This window comes from Bradyrhizobium sp. CCGUVB23, assembly GCF_024199885.1.
In the GTDB taxonomy this organism is placed as follows: domain Bacteria; phylum Pseudomonadota; class Alphaproteobacteria; order Rhizobiales; family Xanthobacteraceae; genus Bradyrhizobium.
Genome location: NZ_JANADQ010000001.1, coordinates 914564 through 933623, shown reverse-complemented (window position 1 = coordinate 933623; position 19060 = coordinate 914564). Strand labels below are relative to the sequence as shown.

The window sequence follows — 19060 nt, the reverse complement described above, 5'->3', positions numbered from 1 at the left end:
CTCCCCTTCGAGGATCTCCTGCTTCAGAACAGGACGCGCTCCGTTTTGCCGGGCGGCAGTTGAGCCAGATCAACGAATAGGGAAAAGGTGGTAACGCGAATGCTGAGCGTTCGCGACGGCATTAGCGGGCTATCTCTTCGCCTTCTCCGATCTCGAGTGTTCGCAAATGCGAAAACGGGAAAAAATGGCAATGGGTTGAACCGTAGCCTAGTTCAACCAGACTAACTTATGCCGGGGATTTGCATTCCCACCCGGGGCTGGAGAAACCGCCGCCTGCGCGACATTTCAAGCGGGCGGCGTATTTATTTGGTGGAAATGGAAAAGACCCCAGCCCGGGGCTGACCGGCCGAGGCCTTCCACAGTATGCCTCTTTGAAACACAAAGAGCGCGCGGGGACCTTCCACTTTTTCCCGATCGCCGTCTAGCTGCAAAAGTAGGGGCGCCCCCATTATGCTTCAGCAACTCTCCGCAACGACGCGACAGCAAAAACTTCACGGGTGCTCTACCAATAAAGCGAAGACCTCGGCGGTCCCCAGCTCCATTTGCCGGGCAAGTAACGATCAACAGGCTCAACCGCCGAATTAGCCGCTTCCACGACGTTCAAGCCAGACGGATAAGTTAATCGGGGATGATCTGGATCGGCCTTTGTGCGGTCCTCGTCCAATTCGGGATTCTGAGCGAGATCGGTTGGCATGCTGGGGCCCTCCGCTGACCGCGAATAGCTTGGCAACGCCGATCGGCAAATGCTGTAACCGAGGTGCTACAGTGCCGGACCAATTGTCTAATGAAGTGACGCAAGGGGCTGGCCGGTTCCCACTGGCGGTTCTTCAACCGGTTGGCCTCGAACATGAGGGCAATTTGAAAAACCGGGCCAACCTCCGTTCGGACCTCGACAGCGATATCCTGCCGATCGCCTAAACCAGGCGCATCGCTCAACATGGAAGCCAAAGTATTTGCAGCCTCCATCTCAGCGGCCCTTCATTTGCCAGTTCTAGACCTTCTTCGTCCGGGTAAAGCTCGGCTCCGTCCCTGATGTCGAAAAAGTAGCGGATCACAGCACCTCTCCACCGCGACCCAACCCGAGCAACCTTTCAGTGTTCCTAGCGCCTAGGAGGGCGGCGGGAAACTGAACTAGCGGGCGCGCGTCAGAGCTCCCGCTCCATCGCAGGATAGCTGCGGTTCTTCACTTTGATCCAGTGCTTCTGCCGACCACCCCGGTAAGGCCGATCGCGATGCTTGGAAACGAGCCCCTCGAGACCGATGCGGATCACAGCAACGTCTCTGCCAAGTTCGCATCCAGAGCCGCCCGCGACTGACACCGCGAAAAAGAAGCCCCCGCCTGGAATGAACGGGGTGATTCAGACCGGGGCGGCAGATTACCGACTGGAGAAAGCGTGTCGGTCACCAGCAACGTCTGAGCGACCGGCCTCGTTCCTCGCGCGCATTTCGCCGAAGCGAACTTTGGTCGGGCGGTCGGACATCGCCCATCATTCCGCCGATCGCGGTCAGAGTGAAGTAGCGACGGCTGTTTGCTGGCACTGGCGAATTCACTGGCGTGTTGCGCAAAAAAATCAAAGCGCGACTGAACCTACGATATTGCGGGAAGGTTCGCGTTGTGCGTTAAATAAACACGTTGCGGACTTGCCTGCGCGAGCAGGCAACGCGACCACTCTTCCAAATCCAAATGTCTAACAAAGTCACCCCTTGAGGGAGGGAATACCTATGGCACCAGACGAACCCGATCAGACCACCCCGAGCGTGGAGCCAACCGCCGAGCCGACGCCTAGCCCGGCCATCGAGGTCGCGCCCGAGCAGGAGCCCGCCGTCTCTGCGGAGCCGGTCGAGGCCCCGGCCGTGGCCGAGCCCGAGCAGGAGCCCGTCGTCTCTGCGGAGCCGGTCGAGGCCCCAGCCGAGCCCGTGGGCGAGCCGCCGGCCGAGGGCGAGCAGTCCGCGTAACTGATTGCGAGGAAATTTGCGAACTCACCGGGCTCGGCTGCGCGGTTTGTCCGGCGGCTGAGCCCGCTTTGATGCAACAGTTCGATTTTCGATGGCCGGCGCCCGACCCAAGCCTGCGTTGCGATTTTATTGAGCTTTCCCCGCCGCCAGCAAAGCAACTGTTCGAACAATGCTCGTTTGCGGACAGTTGGGCCGCCAGCGTGACGACTGCGTTTTGGTGATGCCGAGGTCGGCGGGCGTAGCAGCCTGCGACTTCAAAACCGGATTGCGGTTGCCCTTGCCGGTGTCGCGCTCACCGCGTTCTGCCATCTCCTGCAACAGTTGGCCGCCGCGCCGTTCGGCCTGCTCGCGGATAGAAGCCGAGCGGTCAGCGATAGCCCATGCCGACCGGCTTCCGGTCCAGTTGAAGTCCGGCCGCACGCGCCGCGCCTGCCGCAGGCCTTGCAGATGAAGCGCTCCTCAATATCGGACAGGCGCACCTCATCCGGCCAGCAATCGGCGCTCAGGGCCGTCCAATGGCCGCAACGGTAGTCGGCGCAACAGATCAGGACGCCGCGCACGCCCATCTCGCGCATCTGGCCGATGGTGATCTTGATAGGGCGGTGACCGGGCGGTGTGCGGTCCTCGCGGCGACTAGGCTTCATGCCGCGATCAAAGCGCGGACGTAGGCACGTCGCAAATTATCGATTCGTCGTGGGTCGGCGCTGCGGCGAGCTACTGCCTGTCGCGTGTGGATAACCGAGCGTGCACGGAGAAGGGCTCCAGCGGGTGCTCGCTGGAGCCCTCTTTCCCCCGGTCTAATTCATCTTCTTGGGCTTGTTGGCGATCAGCTTCGGCAGGTATTGCAGCGCCTCGCTGTCGCGCCCGCGGAAATAGTCGATAGCCCGGTTCGGGAGCCATTCTTCGCGGAAGTGCTTCCTGAAGCTTGGCAGGAGAGCTTCGGGATATGCCTTGGCTTGCACGCGCCTGCCGTCCTCGTAGACATGGGGATAGGTTGGCAAGGCGTCGGTATCGATACCGTGTTCGTCCCGCAGCCATTTGCAGTACATTCGCCCATGCGAGATATCGGGGACCATATCCTCGGGCAGGGTGTAACCCATCATCTCCATGGGGGCGATGAGCATCTGCGTCATCTCGGTCAAGATCGAGAAGTGGCCCACGGGAACGTTCTGGTGATTAGCGACATACCGGCGGAGGTGGTACGGGACCTCGATCCGGGAAGTCGGCGCAGTTCCCGACATCCAGTCGTAGACCCACTGCGACACCTGCACGGCGAACTTGGCCGAGAGCCACTGCGCCAGATGAATGGCGACCTGAGGGTGGACCCAGGTGCCCTGATAGCGAATATCACCGCCTTTCATGGACTGGATCATCTCCGAACCGGGAATTCCCGTTTCGGCGGCTAATGCCTCAACGAAGGCGGTCGTAGCCGAGAGCCGGCGATAATCGAACCATTGTTTACCGGCCGCCTGGCACATGGCTGTGGCGTTGATGTAGCCGTCTTTCGGGCGTTGGTAGATGATCCCCCCTTGAACTGGATGCGGGATCAGATCGAAGTGCTGCTGCACGACGCATCTCCTGTGTGATGCGCCACGAATCGCTGGACATTCAGTCCTGCCGCTGTACAACAGCCCTTGTTAAGGGGAGGCCGTTGCCACAGCTTCGTGGCTTGGGTTTCAAATTTGAAGGGCGGTACCCGTTGGCGCGGGGCCGCCCTTCGGCTTTTACGTACACAAACTGAGACGAGAGCAGTTGCCGCAGCGTTCCTTGACGCCCGTCTCGAATCAGCGTGAGCACATGACGATCATTGGACACCCGGGTGCCTTCTCGGCGCAACGCTCTACGTCGGCACCGGGTGAGTTACGAACAGGCACCCGCCTGTATTTTGTGCGAATCTAAACCCGCGCCTGCTAATTTCCAGCAAATGTCGCCCCGCCACAACATCCGTCCATTACCGGGGGCGTTACTGCCATCACATCGATTTTGTGCCGGATAGGCCGCCGGCTATTCGCCGGGTTGGAATTCGGCGCTGCGCATCTCGCGCTTCACCTTCTCCCACTCGCCTTTCAAGACTGCGCGTCCAGCGTCCATCAGTGGCTCGTTCAAGGATTGGCGATCTGCGCTCTTCTCGAGATGATAGATCTCATCAGTGATGTCCCAGAGCTTCTTCTGAACTTCGTCATCCTTATTGAGCAGAAGATCGAGTTGAGTGCCCAGCAAAACGATCTTTTCTAGCTCCTCCTCATTGGCACTGCGGCGCACCTTCCTCTCCTCGACATCGGCAATGGCCGCGAGAGCTTCATCGTCCTGTAAATTCATCAGGATGGCATGATACTCGGCGAGCGTATTCCGCAGGTTGTCCATCCAAGATATCCGTAGCTTCGCGATTTCTCGAAACCCTGCGGTCTTCGCGGTCAACATTGCGGCATCCGCTGAGGTCTGACTCGCTGCCGCCTGCCTTTTGCCGATGCGCAACGCAACCAGCGGGCCGCCGACACCGCTGATCAAAGCGAAGATCGCAGCTAGGATTGCGGCGACCGCTTGCGGGTTGTTGAGTATGTCGACGAGAAGGTGGTCAACCTTGAAAGCGTCATCGTAACAGTCGAGGCGACGCGCAGCATCTAGGATGGTTTTGCAACTTTCTGCCTGCGCTCCTGTCGTCCAGCATGCAGCCAAAAACCAAACGGCTATTCTGACCATTGCGCAGCCCGCCTTCGAATCATTAGCTGCCCTTTTTCTTGCAACCGGAGGGCGAGCGCAAGGGGCGCAGGATCAGGACAGGGCGGCACGGCCGGCGGCAGTGATACTGTACTCAACTTCACCTGAATCAAGCGGGTCACCCTCGACAAGCCCGAGATCGACTAGCCGGGTGACGAGTTCATGGTCGAAGAGTGGCGGGCTGATCCATGATTCGGAAGCCAGCCGTCTCAGGAAATCTCGCTCGGTCGCAGTTAGGTCCATTCGTTACTGCGTCAGGTGTACCAGGAAAGCCTCGCACGCATTTTTGGCTTCGGCGAAGGTCTTGAAGGGAGACCCAGCAATTTTGATTGCCGGCCTGTTCAGGTGGATGGGCCGCCACGAGGCAATGAAGCCGGGCTGTCCGTGAAGCCCGGGACCGGTACGGCTTTCATTGCTGATCACGAACGAAAATCCGTCGCTGCTCGCCATCCATATTTCGAGCTCGTCCCGTGAGGTATCAACGCGAGTAAAGTGCAGGGCCAAATCACCCCCCACATTCTTACTCGTCATAAAGTGTCACGGGTGCAGGCCGGGCGCATTTACCTGCGCAAATTCCTGACGATCGCACAGAAAGCGCAACCGCCAGCGGCTGGCAGTGCACGCACGCCGACTGAGGCGGTGAACACACACACACAAGGCCCTAGCGCGATCTGCGCTGGGGCCTATTTTTTGCCTATGCGGTTTCAGATTTATATCCTGGATGAATGGGGCAATGCCCTCCAGTTCATTGAGCTTTCTCGAGCCATCGGATGCCGACTAGCGCGGGGGCTTGGCCCCACGCTCTCGACCGACGGTTCACGCTGGCGGGCCTTCGACTGGGTGAGGCTCGCTGTCCTGTTCTGAACGAAACCTCCGGGAAGGGCGTTAAGAATTATCACCGCGCGGCCTCTGGCATTTATCGGTGATGAAAGCGCCTATCTGCGCTCCCGCCTCCTCGAACGGAATGGAGAAGCGGAAATGAAGCGTCTCCGTTTCACTCACGAACGCCTCGTCACCGAGGCAAAACGGCTTCGCGAGAAGGCCAAGTTGCTTCCCCCCGGTGTCGATCGGGAGGCTCTGCTTCGCAAAGCCAGGTTAGACGAAATGGTCGCTCATATCGACAAGTGGCTTAATTCGCGAGGTCTAAGACCGCCGACATGAAACCGGGAATGCGAACGGACGTTGAGCCTCATGGATGACAAAGAGCTGGAAGCCCGTAGTGAACAAGCGCTCGTCGTTGTGGCCCTCAGTACGGCAACGCTGATCGCGGGCGTTACTCTTTTAATATCTCAATTGTAATGCCGCATCAGTTGCCGGCCTCTCCGTTGATCACCGAGCTATGAAGCGAATATCATTTTGTCTCCGCCATTGCTGACGGATCGCACATCGAACCGGACGGGCTTCTTCCAGATCGCAATCCGTTTAGCTTCCGCAATTGCATCACCCTCGTTGAGGGCCTTAATCGGCAAGGAATCGCAAGCGAGACCGCCGGGCTTCCTGACGTCGGGAAAATAACAATCCATCATGAAATGAGACATGGGGAAGCTCGCTAACCGTGCTCGCTGATCAGTTGCATGATCGCACGATTCGGGCGGCCTGCCGCGAGACGTGCATGACCAGCATCCGGCCGTGCTTCACTTCATGGATCCAATCCGCCCCGTCGGGGACCTGTTTGCCGGCGGTCGCCAAGCAGAGCTCGTGCGCCATACGCATAAGCCGGAGATAGGGATTTGCTGATTATTTTGCGAATCGAGGAACGCGCCGGAGCTTAGGCCGTTCTGGAATTGCTCCGATTTAGGTCTCCCCAAGTCCTCTCGGAGCGCAATGACAACAGCAATGGCGGCCTCAGCATCTGGCAGTCTGGGGCCGCTCTTATTCGGGCAGAAGACCGCGAAGTGAACACGTTCTGTTCTTTTACAACCGTGCGCGCACATTCAGGTTGTGTCGTCGCGAACGAAAGAAGCTCGAACCGCGGCGGGTTTGACGTTCGGCGGTGAGCTTCATGAGCCAGCCCTAGGGCTTGGGAAGATGTTCCCTGGAGGATGGCCCGCGCCTACCACAGATCTTTGGGTACTGGTTTTGGCGAATTAGGATTCTCAAGTGTTAATGTTTGGGCCCTGCTAGAAGGCGTAGAATTGCTTTGCCTCCCGGGCTAACGCCCCTCCAGCCTTGGCTCCGGGAGACCAGGCGGCCCTACGGAGCTCCCGGCAAAGTGGGGTCGCTGCTGTATAAATGATCGTCCAACGCGCGCACAAGGGAGTGCGTGTCATGCACCTTCAGACATTCAGGGACGACCGCCACTCAAGGCACTTCGACTTGATCGGTGGAAAACGACACCGCTGGTCAATTGACCTGGTCACGGCAACGGCTGCGGCCATCCTAGCGGTAGGCTTCGCGTGTGCCCTTGTGGCCCTATGGGTTCGCTAGCGGCGCGGCCGAGCACCAACCACGCACCGCTGGACTCTTGACGGCGTGGCGCCGGCCGGAATTGATCCGCGGCCATGGGGCGGCATCAGCACGTCATCGACGAGCTCAAAAAGTTCGAACGGCTCTGCCTGGATCTGGCGGACGATAGCGCTTTGCCCGAGGAGCGCGCCGACTTGCGGTCGCTCGCGATCAACAATCGATTGGGCACGGCCATCGGCGGCCTAGGAGCGCCAGCAGACTTCGATACCGGACAACGGACTCAGACCTGGCTGGCGTAAGTGCTGAACCGGTCGCCTTGGTCGGCGGTCGTTACTGGCATCACCTCCAGCAGGAGCGGCCGACCGATGAGGCAACTGATCCAGAATTTCAAGACCGGCTCTAAGTTGGGCGAGCTGACCGGTGTTGCGCTTCCACAGGCCTAGCGGAGCACGGGGCCTTCGAGCCGGTTTCGAAATAGTTGTTTGATGCCGGCGACACTGACACGGACGACGTTCTACAGGCGGGTTCATCGACGTCGCGGCGCGAATTGCTTCCACTCGATGCGCGCGATATGGAGGTGGCGCTCATCGCCGAGCCGCGGCCTGTACAAGGGACGCTGATCGACGCCGCGAGCCGGCGGCATGTCCCGGAAATATTTCGTGCCGTTGAAGCGCTCCGGCACAAACGGCAGGGAAATTCTCGAGTAGCGAACCTAGCGGTTGGCATTCGCGATCGGCAGTACCCGAACCATGCGTTCCATGGACGGGCAACGTGGTCCCGTCTGCCAATGGCAATGGCCCGTCGGATTCGCAGCGCGCGCCCGTGGTACTTATTTCGAGGCGGGAGGAGGCGGGGGCGAAAGCGCATGGGCGGGCCGCAGTTCGGCTCGCGGACGCTGAAGCCGCTGCGTTTTTTCAATGAACAGTGATGGACCCAAAAATGGACCCAAATCGAATTTAGTAGGACGTTTTGCGCGGGGCGGCTCGTTCGGAATAAGCCGTAAATATCAGTGTCTATTGCGTTATTTTGGTGAGCGCGCTGGGGCTCGAACCCAGGACCCCGTGATTAAAAGTCATGTGCCAGCACCAATATCCGCGTTGGTCCGACCTCCCTTGAAAAAGCACACTTATTCGGTTTGCAGCGTTGAAACGCAGGCCGCAAAGTCCATGCCTGTTTGGTGAGGGGGACCGGTGTGTCCGGTGGGACAGTCGCGACGAGCTTGACCAAATCCCACGGGCCCTTGGATTCCTCGGGCGTCTTCACCTGAACCAGATAGAGATCGCGTACCATCCGCTGGTCGTCGTCGGATGCGGCCGTTTTGCGTATAGGCATCCACAACGGGAGTAACCCTCATCTTCGCCATGACGGTCGGACCGTCATCTGAATCGGCGTCCTTGACGGCCTGGAGATAATGTCGCACGGCCGAATAGACACCCGCCTGGATCTGCGATGGCATGGCGTTCCGCAGAGCATAAAAAGCGTCGGAGAAGCGGCGAGCGGCCGGCGAGGCGTCCTCGAAGAAGCTGGTCAGGATGAGATCGCCGCGTGTGGCCTTTAAGCCGACCGCGTGAATGTCGACATTCTGAAATGACATGGGCACGATCTTCATGCCTTGGGCGGCCAGCCCGAATTCTTCGGCCTGCTTGATGGCCGTGGCATTGTCGCCGGCGACATTGAGGGCCAGGATCTTGGCGCCGAATGACTGCGCCTGCAGCAGGAATGAGCTGTAGTCGGGCGTCCCGAGCTGCGCCTTGACGCTGCCGGCGACCATTCCTCCGAGTTCCGCAATCCGTGCCCGCGCCGTCGCCTCGACGGAATGTCCGAACGCATAGTCGCCGGTGATGAAGAACCACGGCTCCTTGCTTGACTGCATGATGCCCGAGACGAGCGCGGTCGCGGTGGAGTAGGCGTCGTGCGTCCATTGCACGCTGGTCGGCGCGCAAGCTTCATCGGTGAGCTGGTTGGCGCCCGCGCCGGAGATCAGAAAAACGTGGGCGTTCGCGCGCACGAGCTCCTGTACTGCGAGTGCCGCACCGGAGCTGCCGCCATCCGCAATCGCCTGGACGCGGTCGTTGAACCATTTGCGCGCGAGCGAAGCCCGCAACGTCCGGCTTGTTCTGATGGTCGGCCTGCAAGATCTCGATCGGCTTGCCATTGATCCTGCCGCCGAATTCGTCCGCAGCCATCCGCGCCGCTTCAACTGAACCTGGTCTCATGGCGGTTGCAAAGATGCCGTTCATGTCCGTGAGTACGCCGATGCGAATGGCCTCGCCCTTGATCTCGGCGTGGGCAACTGAGCCGGTGAGAATGAGAGCGAGTAGCAACGCAAGCGTGGATTGTGTGAGGTGGCCGGCCATGTCGTTTCCTCGATCTGTTGTTGTGAGAATTTTTCCCGTCGTCGGTCGCGACGTTGTTCCGAGAGGCCGCTATGCGGGCTCGGTGATCACCGGATTGCGCAGTGTCCCAATGCCGGAAATTTCGACTTCCACCGTGTCCCCTGCGCGCATCCACAACGGCGGCGTGCGCTTCAGGCCGACGCCGCCGGGGGTGCCCGCGACGATCACGTCGCCGGGGATGAGCGGACAGATTGTCGAGACGTAGGCGATCAGCTCAGGGACCGCGGTGATCATGCGATCCGTGGTCGTGTTCTGCACGACGTTACCGTTGAGCCTGGTCTGCAGCGTCAGCTCGGATGGATCCGGGATCTCGTCCGTGGTCACAAACCAGGGCCCAAAGCTGCCGCTCTCGGCAAAGGTCTTGCCGGCAAGAAATTGGCTGGTGTGGCGTTGCCAGTCTCGGACGCTGCCCTCGTTGTAGCAGGCATAGCCTGCGACATGCTGGAGTGCGCGGCTTGCCGGGATGTGCCGGCCGGTCTTGCCGATGATCACAGCTAGTTCACCCTCATAGTCAAAATTGTCACTGACCTTCGGCTTCACCAGCGGCTGCTCATGTCCGACCTGGCTGGATGCAAAGCGAGCGAAGAGCGCCGGCTTTTCGGTCACCGCGCGGCCCACCTCGGCTACATGATCGCGATAGTTGAGCCCGACGCAGATGATCTTGTCAGGATCGGGAATGACGGGCGCAAAGGAGATCTTGTTCAGGGGATGATCGGGACGGCTCAACGCCACGATCTGTGCCGCATCCGCCAGCCGATCCGCTTCGAGCAGCTTGCGCAGGGTTGGGCAGCCTTCGCGCGCGAGGCGAGCGCCAAGGTCCACGACGCCATCGTCCTTGAGACCGCCGTAGCTCGATCGGTCGTCCACTGTAAAAGAAAGCAGTATCATAACTAATCCTTCAACATTCCGAAGTGGGTCAGGCCGCACTCGGCACATCAGCAGAGGCGCACGCTGTTGCGACCAGCAGGTCGAGTTCGGGATCGGTTCGCGCCGCACCGCTCACATAGCGGTCGGGACGGATCAGCGCGGCGTGCACGTTGTGCTCTCGGAGCCAGTGCGGAATATCTGCTGCGACCTCACTGCTCAGCACGTCCATTCCGGCCTGCGTGAGCGCCGCACAGGCGCGCGCGGAGAGCGCGGCGGGTCTCTCGATCAGCAGGACAGGGGCGTAGCCGGTTCGATCGTCGCTGCGGCGGCCATCGGTCAGCATAAATTGCGGGGCAAGCTCTCCGGCGAGCGGAAGCGCGTCAATCGCGAGGCCAGGCCCGAGCAAGGGCTTGCGCACCTCCAGCTTGAGCGGCGCATTCTCGCGCGCTTGGCCAGGCGACAGACCGGCATCCATGGCCTTGGTGTTGATCACGCTGCCGAGGCGGATCGCGAGCTCGATGAACTCGCGGACATGGGGCGAACGCTCGCTCTGATAGCTGTCGAGGAGTCTCGGATTGGCACGCTCGGCAATGACCTCGCCAAGCTTCCAGGCGAGGTTCGCGACGTCGCGGATGCCGGCGCACATGCCTTGGCCCAGGAACGGCGGCGTCTGGTGTGCGGAGTCGCCGGCGAGCAGGAGGCGTCTGTAGCGCCATCGCTTGGCGATGGCCGAATGGAAGGTATAGACGGCGGCGCGATCGATCTCGGCGTCGTCCGGCGAGATCCAGCGGGACAGCAGCTCCCAAACCTTCGCGGGCTGCGTGATCGTCTGAGCATCCTCGTCCGGATGCACGGTGATCTCCCAGCGCCGGCGCTTTCCTGTGCCGCGGATGTAAGTCGCTGGCCGGCGGGAATCGCAATGCTGGATGCTGTGGTTGCCGAGATCGGGCCGCTCGCGCTCTAGCAGAGCGTCGATCACCAGCCAGCGCTCGTGAAAGCCGAGATCGTCCATGCCGGACCCGATGAAGCGCCGCACCAGCGAACGGGCTCCGTCGCAACCGACCACGAATGCCGCGCGGACCTCCGAAATTTGCCGATTTGTGAGATTCTCATAACGCACGCGCACGCCGCGGTCGTCCTGATCGAGCGCGAACACGTCGCAGCAGTTGCGGAGCTCTACGTTGGGCCAGCGCCGCAGGCCGTTGATCAGAATGTATTCGAGATCGGGCTGGTGAAAGCGATAGCTGAGATGCCAGCCCATCGCCGTGAGCTCTTGGAAATCGCGGCAGCTCGACGACTGGAGCCAGATAGCGACCCGCCTGCTTGGCATGCAGCAGGTCGACCGCGGCCGCGCGATCCGCGCGTTCCGCATGGATGACCGCAAGCAGCGGCTGATCGTGGACGGCAGCAGCGACGCCGGCCTCGGTGTGATGGGCTGGGAAGTACCGACCAGTGCGGACCTCGACCGCCTTGCTGCCCGCCTGGAGGACGCCGGCGTCAAGGTCAGGCACGGTTTGCGCGCGCTCGCTGATGAGCGCCACGTCGGCGAGTTGATCTCGTTCAGCGATCCCGCCGGCAATCCGCTCGAAGCATTCTGCAAGCCCGACCTTGCCTCCCAGCCGTTCCGGCCGGGACGGCCGATTTCGGGCTTTCGCACCGGCGCGCTGGGGATGGGCCATGCCGTGCTCAATGTCGAGGATGTCGAGGCGCTGCTGCCGTTCTACCGCGACGTGCTTGGATTCAAGGTGTCGGACTTCGGCCTGAAGCCCTATGGACTCTATTTCTTCCACGTCAACGGCCGCCATCACAGCTTCGCCATGGTCGGCTCGGGCAAGAAGGCGATGCATCATTTCATGGTCGAGGTCGGTAGCCTGGATGACGTCGGCCAAGGCTATGACGTTGCTCAGTTAGAAGAAGGGCGCATTGGCTATACGTTGGGGCGCCACACCAACGACCACATGACCTCGCTCTACGTCAACACGCCTTGCGGCTTTCTTCATCGAGTATGGCTGGGGCGGACGGGTCATTGATCCCACGAGCTGGCAGCCCCACGAGACCTTTGACGGGCCCTCGTTGTGGGGGCATGAGCGGTTGTACATGCCGGAGGAGCAGCGCAAGCGTCTGCGCGAGATGCGTCTGGCGGCGGCATCGCGCGGGGTGCGCGTGCCGGATCCCAGCGTGCAGCCGTTAAACTGCGCGTGGCTCGATGCGGTGATCGCGCAGGAATAATTGCCGAGTTCGGATCACCCTCCTTGGGAAAGCCAGGGAATGTTGCGTGATATCAACATCCCCTGGAGATCGTGTTAGCCTTTGGGTGCCGAGCCCTTCAAGGCATTCCATGCGGCCTGGTTGGCCTGGTCGAACGCCTTGCGGGATTCCGCGAGCGCCGCGCTCAGCACCGACCAGGACTCAGTGCCCGCCTGCCTTAGCTGCTGCACACGCGCTTCCGCCTCGGACGCGTCGGCCTTCATCTGCTTGAGAGCTGCGTCGAAGTCGCCGGTGTGGGCCGCGGCCACTTTTCCGGCCGTCTCCCGGAACTTGTCCACTGCTTCGCCCCAGGCCTTTGCCTGCGCGGCGGCGACCTGCTTGAACGTGGCCTGCTGCTGCTCGATCTGTTTGCCGGCGCTTTCGAAGTAAGTCTTCATCTGCGCCTCGAACCCGTTCCACTGCTTCTCAAGGTCCGTCTTGGCGCGCGCCCAGGCAGCTTCGCCGGCTTGCGCTTGCGTCTTCAACTGCGCCTGGAATTCGTCGCGGCGCTCCTTCAGATCGGCGACGATCTGATCGGCTTTGACCTTGGACTCGGCCTTGGCCTCGCCGGCTTTGATCTCGAACGAAGCCAGTGCGGCATCCATCTCGTCGATCCGCTCCTTGGCCCAGTTCAGATAAAAATGCATGCTGCTCTGCTGTGACATTGCCGTCTCCGTTGACTTGCTGAAGTGAAATGATCCCTGAGCTTGGCTTCGCTCGCGTTGACCTGCGTCAACCATGTCTCTGCTTGCAAGCTGCTGTGCGCCAATCAACTTGGCCCTCAAGCTGCCAGATGAGGAAAGGACATTGTCCTTTGTGGCGGGCAATTTGCTCGGGTGATGGCTGCTGCTGGCTTCGCATCACGCGCTCCGCCTCGATCGCAGCGTAGAAATCCCGCGGAGCCTTCAGCTCTGCCCCGGCGGGCAGCACGTCCTCGTTAAAGGCGTCCTCGCGCAGGCGCAAGGCCTTGGTCAGGTTCTCATCTTCGGCGAGTGCGAGAAGCGTGCCTCTCGCAACATTGCGCTCCGAACGGTTACGCCGGTGCAAGACCTCGCTGCCGTTGGATTCATCGGTCTGGTTGCTGCTTACGGTGGGAGACATAGTGTTGACGTCCGGGTTGCGAGCCCTCGACGGCATTAACGTGCCGTCGCGCGCTTCTGAAGCCGAATTGTACCGCTTTACGCGGCTGTCCAGCCGCCATCGACGGCCAGATTTGCGCCGGTGATCTGGGCAGCGTCGTCGCTGCACAGGAACAACGCGAGCGAGGCCACCTGCTCAACGGTGACGAATTCCTTGGTGGGCTGCGCTGCGAGCAGGACGTCGTTAATCACCTCATCCCTCTTCATACGCCGTGCCTCCATCGTATTCGGGATTTGCTTTTCCACGAGCGGTGTCCAGACGTAGCCAGGGCTGATGCAGTTGCAGGTGATCTTCGATCTGGCGAGCTCCAATGCGACCGTCTTGGTGAGACCGGTGATGCCGTGCTTGGCCGCGACATAGGCCGACTTGAACGGCGAGGCGACCAGCGAATGCGCCGACGCCGTGGTGATGATGCGGCCCCAACCGCGCTTCTTCATGCCGGGCACGGCAGCGCGGATGGCATGGAAGGCGGCGGAGAGGTTGATCGCGATGACCGCGTCCCACTTCTCGACCGGAAACTCCTCGATTGGAGAGACGTGCTGGATACCGGCATTGTTGACGAGGACGTCGACGCTACAAGCGTCTTCTCAGCAACGGAGACGAGATCGGCGATCTCTTTCGGCTTCGCCATGTCCGCGGGCGAATAGATTGCCTTTACCGCAAAATCGTGTTCGACTGCAGCGCGCTCCTTCTCGACGTCGGCCGGCGCACCCATCCCGTTGAGCACGATATTGGCACCGGCGCCCGCGAATGCACGGGCGCACGCAAGACCTATGCCGCTGGTTGAGCCGGTTACGACGGCCGTTTTACCCTTCAGAATTCCCATCTCGTTTACCTTATCTGTGGCTCGCAAAAAAAATCGAAGATTTTGCCAGCCGGAACGTCCTTCCGGCTTCCCGCGACGTTCTACTTAGAAGACCAGAGCTTTTTCCTCGGCCCGAAGTGAGCGTCGAACCGGTTGTTGCAGATAGTCGTGGACCACTTTCCCAAGACCGAGCGTGAGGTCTGCTCGGATGTGAACGGCGGAGACGATCTCCAGGACCGGCAACTCGGCAACGGGTGCCAGAGCGTGGGGCGTCAAGGCGAGAGCTGCCGGCCCAGCCCAGGCTCCTTTCAGCACGATGTCCTCGAGGTGGTATTCGACGAGTTCGCAGATGCGCGGACTGCCATCGACGTGAGGAATGATCTTGAGCAGGAAGTTCGGCTCGTTGAGAGCGGCGTTGACCTTCGCCAGCTCGGCCTCACGGTGCTTGTAGCCCATTGTGCCCGTTGCGATCCGGACTGGACCGTAATCCAGCGTGCCGATCAGCGTGTCGATTTCGGTACGTAAGGTCGGCTGCGCGAGCTTCTTCGGAAAACCCCAGAGCTCGCGTCCACCTGCAATGGGCCCCTCGTCGTTGAGAAACATGCAATGCGTGTAGCCGCCCTTGCGCCCGCGGAAAGAGACGGGGATGACCTGGCCGCTTTCCGTGTAATCGCCGAAGCCATTGGAGTCCGGCATACGAATGAACTCGTATTTGACGAGTGCCTCGCGGCCGTCGATTTCGAGCGGTTCGGGCACGACTGCGCGCAGCTTTGTCGCATCGGTGCGATAGGTGATGATCAGGTACTCGCGATCGGTGAACCGGTAAGGCCCCGGCGGATAGGCCGGGTTGGTGAGCGGCATCGCAAAAGCCCGTTGTTTGACATCAGTTTCACGCATTCGCATTCTCCCAAAAGGTTGGTCCGCCCAGCTACTCGCGGCCATCATGCTCAAGATCAAAGGTGAAGACGCCGTCGGGGCTGGAAGGACGAGCAAGCACCTCGGGATGACGCAGCGTGCGCAGCGCGTCGTGATAGCCAGCGCGCCAGTGGTCCTGCATCGAGAGGCGGGAAAATTCGTAGTCCTTGGAGTGGCCCTCGTGGTTCCGCGCGCGATAGATCAGGTGAACGATGTTGTAGACATTCTGGGAGACGGCCGTGCTGAGGAGCTTCACGTCCTCGTGTTCGCTGAGATCTTCGGGAAGGCGGCCTAAAAGATCAGTAAGCGCGCGACGCAGGCGCTGCGCACGCTTGAACTGGTCGGTGCTGGCGCGCGTACGGCTCGAATACTGGATCTCCTTGTGGCGAGTGACGACTTCGGCCATGTTGCGGGGAATTTGACCGCGCGCGCTCCAGAGATCGACCTGGAACGCAAGCATGTCCTGCGCGGCGCCCCAATCGATCACCCACTGCAACGGCGTATTGGAAACGAGACCTCCGTCCCAATAATGCTCGCCCTCGATCTCCACCGCTGGAAAGCCGGGCGGCAGCGCGCCGCTCGCCACGATGTGCTCCGGCCGGATCGTATGTGTCGTGTTGTCGAAATAGACGAAGTTGCCAGTTCGCACGTTCACCGCACCCGCGCTAAAGCGCGTCGTTCCTGCGTTGATGCGATCGAAATCGATTAGTCGTTCCAGCGTGGTCTTGAGCGCACCAGTGTCGTAAAAGCTGGTGGCATCGCTCGTTCCATCGGCGTGAAGCCAGGGTAGAAGGGGGCGCGCGGAGAAAAATCCGGTTGCGCCGCATGCCGCGGCAAAGCCCGCGCTCATCTGGTTGATGAGATTGCGCGTATTGTCGCTTCGCGTCCAATCGAGGAGGGGTCCGCCGGACCAGTTCCACGGGCCCGTCGACGTCACCTGCGCCCAGAACTCACGCAGTCGCTCGACCCGGGCTTCGGGCGGATTGCCGGCAATGATGGCAGCATTGATGGCTCCGATCGAAATGCCGGCAACCCAATCGGGGTGGATATCGGCTTCGGCCAGGGCGTCGTAGACGCCGGCCTGATATGCTCCGAGGGCGCCGCCGCCCTGCAAGAGCAGAGCGATGCAATCAAAGGGTAACCGCCGCTGAGCGGGTGTGAGGTGAGGCCGAGGTTGGAAGTTCATGACGGGCGTGCTCTTGAGTTTGCAATGGCGCGAGGCCGATGATGTCGGCTGATCGGATACGAGAAGATCGTCTGAGGTGCTGAGCAGGAGATAACTAAAGCGACCACTCCCTGAGTGGTTTCGCGCGCGTCACTGCTGCTGGCGACTCCACCTCATGTGGCTGTTTGCCGTCAGTTTGGGGCTTCGCGCCGATATGCAGAGGTGGCCGGCCGACAGCAGTGCAGGCAGATTTGCCGTGGCGCGGGTGGTCAGTTGCCGAATCGGGCAGCGGATGGCCCGGTGGCGCATCTGGAAGCAAGCTCGCGCATGCAAGCGTGGCGACCAGGGCGAAGCTCAGGCATGCGAGCCGCGGCTCCGGTCTCAACCGACCGGCCAGATTTCGAACGACGGACACAGGTTGACCTCAGAAAGAAAATATACCGTATAGTTTATTTATTAGTCCGATAGGGTGCTAAAGCAACTCACAAGGTCGTGCGTTGGTCGGTCGTGTCACCGTTCGAGCTGGGGCGACGCCTGCTTTCCGACTTTGGGCGGCTCGAGCATGACCTCCTTCAGGCGATCGCCGCTGGCGACGACGATCACGAAGTTCAGTTTGCCGTCCTGCTTTATCAGTCCTCCGGCCAGCGCGTTGCCTTCGGCGGCCTTTTCGGCGACCCTCACGGCATCCGACAGCTCATGCTTGATCCACTTCAAGGCGATGATGTTGGAGAGGTCTTCTCGATCCAGCTCCTTCAACGACGAAGCAACTTCCTTATTTGTCACGCTTCCGGTGTTCGCATCTATGACGTTTTCCCAGACCCGCTCATTCTTCACTGTGCGCACGCGATAGACGGATGGACCGGATGTCTCGAAGCTGACGTCCGCGGTCTTCGAGCCCTCATGCAGGTGCTCGGCGATCGCAATCGCCTGGCTGAGTGGCACCTGCGTCGCCCGAAATTGCTCGAGCACGCGACGAATCGCCTTCTCCTCGCTCTCGCTCTGAGCGACTGCGCCTCGACTTTCGGCGTCCACAGGCGCGTGGTTAACCTCGGCGGCCGCGCCGGTCGCGGCGAGCGTGGCAGACATTAGCAGGACGGCGAATAGGAGCTTCTTCGGCATTGGTAAGTCCTTGGTTTCAGCCACTAACGGTGACGAGTTAATTGACGTGAGGGGACGAGAAGGCATTGAGGCAAGAACCGCGCTCGCGGCTCCAATGGCACCAGCCGACAGCGCTATCCAACTTCGGACCACGAACGGATCGTCGCGGCTTCCCTTTCCGTGACTGAGTGGGCTTGTGCTCTGCTGCCGAGCTGAGCTCGCCGCGCCTCCTGTCTGGACCCGTCGGATGGGTAGCAGGCGGTCTCAGCTCCGCCATGCTTTCGCGGAGGCGTAAGTTAGTCGGTGCCGTGGCGCGACTACTGTCGGCGACATCGGTGTGCCCGGGCAGACCCGGCGGCTGGGCGGCATCGACCACAGCCGCGCCCGGGGTCTGCGAGAGAGCCGCGGCGATTGCGTTGTCCGCGAACACCGCGACGGGCTGGTTGGTGTCGATAATGACCGCTTCTGGTTGCTTCGCATCGGAATGGATGCGGATCGGCGGGAGGACCGGGTCCGATTCTGCGAACCTGCCGGGCAGTGGCGCGGGAAGTACCCAATCCGCTGCCAGCAGCAGCAACAGCAACGCTCCCCCGACCGAGAGAAAATAACTCCGCAACGGAAGTTCGGCCTCGACCAAACTGCTCGCGTGCCGCGACAGAACGGATTTCCTGCTCATGACAGCTGGTTCCCGACGGTAAAATGAACGTGGTTCATGGTCAGATGCTCCAGGGTCGGGGATGTCTGCGTGCGAGTGCGGCATCGACGTAGCCACGCTCGTCAAGCCATTCTCTTGGGCAATAGACGGTCGCCGCCGGGTCGATCGTGCATCCATCGCGCGCGAGAGCCGATCGAGTGCCCGTGAGCCCCGTCCAGATTTCACGTCCGCTGGTCGGATCGGTTTGGATGACGTCGAAGACTACAGTGTAGTTCAGCATGTGGGATCTGGGCCGTAATCGTCAGGCAGCGTGCCGCGCAACTTCGTCGACGTCCTCGAGCTCCACTCCCCTGCGCACGAGCTCTGACTCGATCATGTCGAATACGCATTCGACCGGTGCCAGCCAGAGGGTGACCCCGCAGATGATGCAATCGCGGACGAGCAGTAGCGCCGATGTCATGCGACGGCCCTCCGTTTGCCAGCGTCTGCCAAGGCTGGCGGCTCGCGGTCGACGAGCGCATGTACGCAGGCGAGTAGTGAAATCGCGATACCCAGCAGCAGGCTCACACCTACGAGAAACAGCGCGACCATGAGGTTGAGGGACGCGACCGCAAGTCCCGGCCAGGGATTTTCCCTCGCAAGCGACAACAACAAGGTTGACATTTCCGAGCTCCTAAATACACTATACCGTA

At 60.9% G+C, this 19060-nt stretch carries 17 protein-coding genes and 4 pseudogenes; 3 read left to right on the top strand and 18 right to left on the bottom strand.

Going from position 1 to position 19060, the window contains the following annotated elements; all coding sequences use genetic code 11:
* Positions 1–618: 618 nt before the first annotated feature.
* Together NLN62_RS53265 and NLN62_RS53260 are read right to left on the bottom strand one after the other, a co-directional pair.
* On the bottom strand, positions 619–939 hold the full coding sequence (locus NLN62_RS53265) for a hypothetical protein (protein ID WP_371933097.1): 321 nt from the start codon (positions 937–939) through the stop codon (positions 619–621).
* Positions 933–1055, bottom strand: a complete 123-nt coding sequence (locus NLN62_RS53260; RefSeq protein ID WP_371932912.1) for a hypothetical protein — start codon at positions 1053–1055, stop codon at positions 933–935. The genes NLN62_RS53265 and NLN62_RS53260 overlap by 7 nt, the downstream gene beginning before the upstream one ends.
* A 667-nt stretch (positions 1056–1722) precedes the next feature.
* Between NLN62_RS53260 and NLN62_RS04225 the strand changes: the two genes are divergently transcribed.
* The gene (locus tag NLN62_RS04225) at positions 1723–1956 is read left to right on the top strand and encodes a hypothetical protein (protein ID WP_254107516.1); all 234 of its coding nucleotides are present in this window, start codon (positions 1723–1725) and stop codon (positions 1954–1956) included.
* Between the two features lie 126 nt (positions 1957–2082).
* Here the strand turns inward: NLN62_RS04225 and NLN62_RS04220 are convergent, their stop codons facing one another.
* The 4 genes from NLN62_RS04220 to NLN62_RS04205 all read right to left on the bottom strand — a co-directional run bounded on the left by NLN62_RS04220 (position 2083) and on the right by NLN62_RS04205 (position 5124).
* Positions 2083–2376, bottom strand: a complete 294-nt coding sequence (locus NLN62_RS04220; protein ID WP_254107514.1) for a hypothetical protein — start codon at positions 2374–2376, stop codon at positions 2083–2085.
* 377 nt (positions 2377–2753) lie between these two features.
* Positions 2754–3524 (bottom strand): KilA-N domain-containing protein, encoded by a 771-nt coding sequence (locus NLN62_RS04215; RefSeq protein ID WP_254107512.1) that lies wholly within the window; start codon positions 3522–3524, stop codon positions 2754–2756.
* Positions 3525–3960: 436 nt separating this feature from the next.
* Entirely contained in the window at positions 3961–4656 is a 696-nt protein-coding gene (locus NLN62_RS04210; protein WP_254107510.1) for a hypothetical protein, read from the bottom strand.
* A gap of 264 nt (positions 4657–4920) precedes the next feature.
* Positions 4921–5124 (bottom strand): hypothetical protein, encoded by a 204-nt coding sequence (locus tag NLN62_RS04205; protein WP_371932911.1) that lies wholly within the window; start codon positions 5122–5124, stop codon positions 4921–4923.
* A 2051-nt stretch (positions 5125–7175) separates the two neighbouring features.
* Between NLN62_RS04205 and NLN62_RS04195 the strand changes: the two genes are divergently transcribed.
* Positions 7176–7379 carry a hypothetical protein gene (locus NLN62_RS04195; RefSeq protein WP_254107506.1) on the top strand — a complete coding sequence of 68 codons (204 nt, stop codon included), beginning with the start codon at positions 7176–7178 and terminating at the stop codon, positions 7377–7379.
* 895 nt (positions 7380–8274) lie between these two features.
* Here NLN62_RS04195 and NLN62_RS04190 read toward each other — a convergent pair.
* The 3 genes and pseudogenes from NLN62_RS04190 to NLN62_RS04175 all read right to left on the bottom strand — a co-directional run.
* Positions 8275–9437: pseudogene (locus tag NLN62_RS04190) on the bottom strand (ABC transporter substrate-binding protein); the annotation flags it as partial.
* A 69-nt stretch (positions 9438–9506) separates the two neighbouring features.
* On the bottom strand, positions 9507–10364 hold the full coding sequence (locus tag NLN62_RS04180; protein ID WP_254107502.1) for a fumarylacetoacetate hydrolase family protein: 858 nt from the start codon (positions 10362–10364) through the stop codon (positions 9507–9509).
* Between the two features lie 28 nt (positions 10365–10392).
* Positions 10393–11619: pseudogene (locus NLN62_RS04175) on the bottom strand (bifunctional 3-(3-hydroxy-phenyl)propionate/3-hydroxycinnamic acid hydroxylase); the annotation flags it as partial.
* A 52-nt stretch (positions 11620–11671) separates the two neighbouring features.
* On the opposite strand from NLN62_RS04175, the pseudogene NLN62_RS04170 reads away from it, so the two are divergent.
* A pseudogene (locus NLN62_RS04170) lies at positions 11672–12572 on the top strand (VOC family protein).
* 74 nt (positions 12573–12646) lie between these two features.
* Here the strand turns inward: NLN62_RS04170 and NLN62_RS04165 are convergent.
* The 9 genes and pseudogenes from NLN62_RS04165 to NLN62_RS04125 all read right to left on the bottom strand — a co-directional run bounded on the left by NLN62_RS04165 (position 12647) and on the right by NLN62_RS04125 (position 19031).
* Positions 12647–13255: a hypothetical protein gene (locus NLN62_RS04165; protein ID WP_254107500.1), complete on the bottom strand. Its 609-nt coding sequence runs from the start codon at positions 13253–13255 to the stop codon at positions 12647–12649.
* A 67-nt stretch (positions 13256–13322) separates the two neighbouring features.
* Positions 13323–13691, bottom strand: coding sequence for a hypothetical protein (locus NLN62_RS04160; protein ID WP_254107498.1), 369 nt, complete (start codon positions 13689–13691; stop codon positions 13323–13325).
* A gap of 77 nt (positions 13692–13768) precedes the next feature.
* Positions 13769–14556 (bottom strand): annotated as a pseudogene (locus tag NLN62_RS04155) (3-hydroxybutyrate dehydrogenase).
* Between the two features lie 84 nt (positions 14557–14640).
* The gene (locus NLN62_RS04150; RefSeq protein ID WP_254107496.1) at positions 14641–15432 is read right to left on the bottom strand and encodes an acetoacetate decarboxylase; all 792 of its coding nucleotides are present in this window, start codon (positions 15430–15432) and stop codon (positions 14641–14643) included.
* A gap of 31 nt (positions 15433–15463) precedes the next feature.
* On the bottom strand, positions 15464–16636 hold the full coding sequence (locus NLN62_RS04145; RefSeq protein ID WP_254107494.1) for a DUF3734 domain-containing protein: 1173 nt from the start codon (positions 16634–16636) through the stop codon (positions 15464–15466).
* A gap of 489 nt (positions 16637–17125) precedes the next feature.
* On the bottom strand, positions 17126–17734 hold the full coding sequence (locus tag NLN62_RS04140; RefSeq protein ID WP_254107493.1) for a PepSY domain-containing protein: 609 nt from the start codon (positions 17732–17734) through the stop codon (positions 17126–17128).
* 37 nt (positions 17735–17771) lie between these two features.
* Positions 17772–18389 carry a hypothetical protein gene (locus NLN62_RS04135; RefSeq protein ID WP_254107492.1) on the bottom strand — a complete coding sequence of 206 codons (618 nt, stop codon included), beginning with the start codon at positions 18387–18389 and terminating at the stop codon, positions 17772–17774.
* 280 nt (positions 18390–18669) lie between these two features.
* Positions 18670–18828: a hypothetical protein gene (locus tag NLN62_RS04130; protein WP_254107491.1), complete on the bottom strand. Its 159-nt coding sequence runs from the start codon at positions 18826–18828 to the stop codon at positions 18670–18672.
* Positions 18825–19031 carry a hypothetical protein gene (locus tag NLN62_RS04125; protein ID WP_254107490.1) on the bottom strand — a complete coding sequence of 69 codons (207 nt, stop codon included), beginning with the start codon at positions 19029–19031 and terminating at the stop codon, positions 18825–18827. The genes NLN62_RS04130 and NLN62_RS04125 overlap by 4 nt, the downstream gene beginning before the upstream one ends.
* Between the last annotated feature and the right edge of the window lie 29 nt (positions 19032–19060).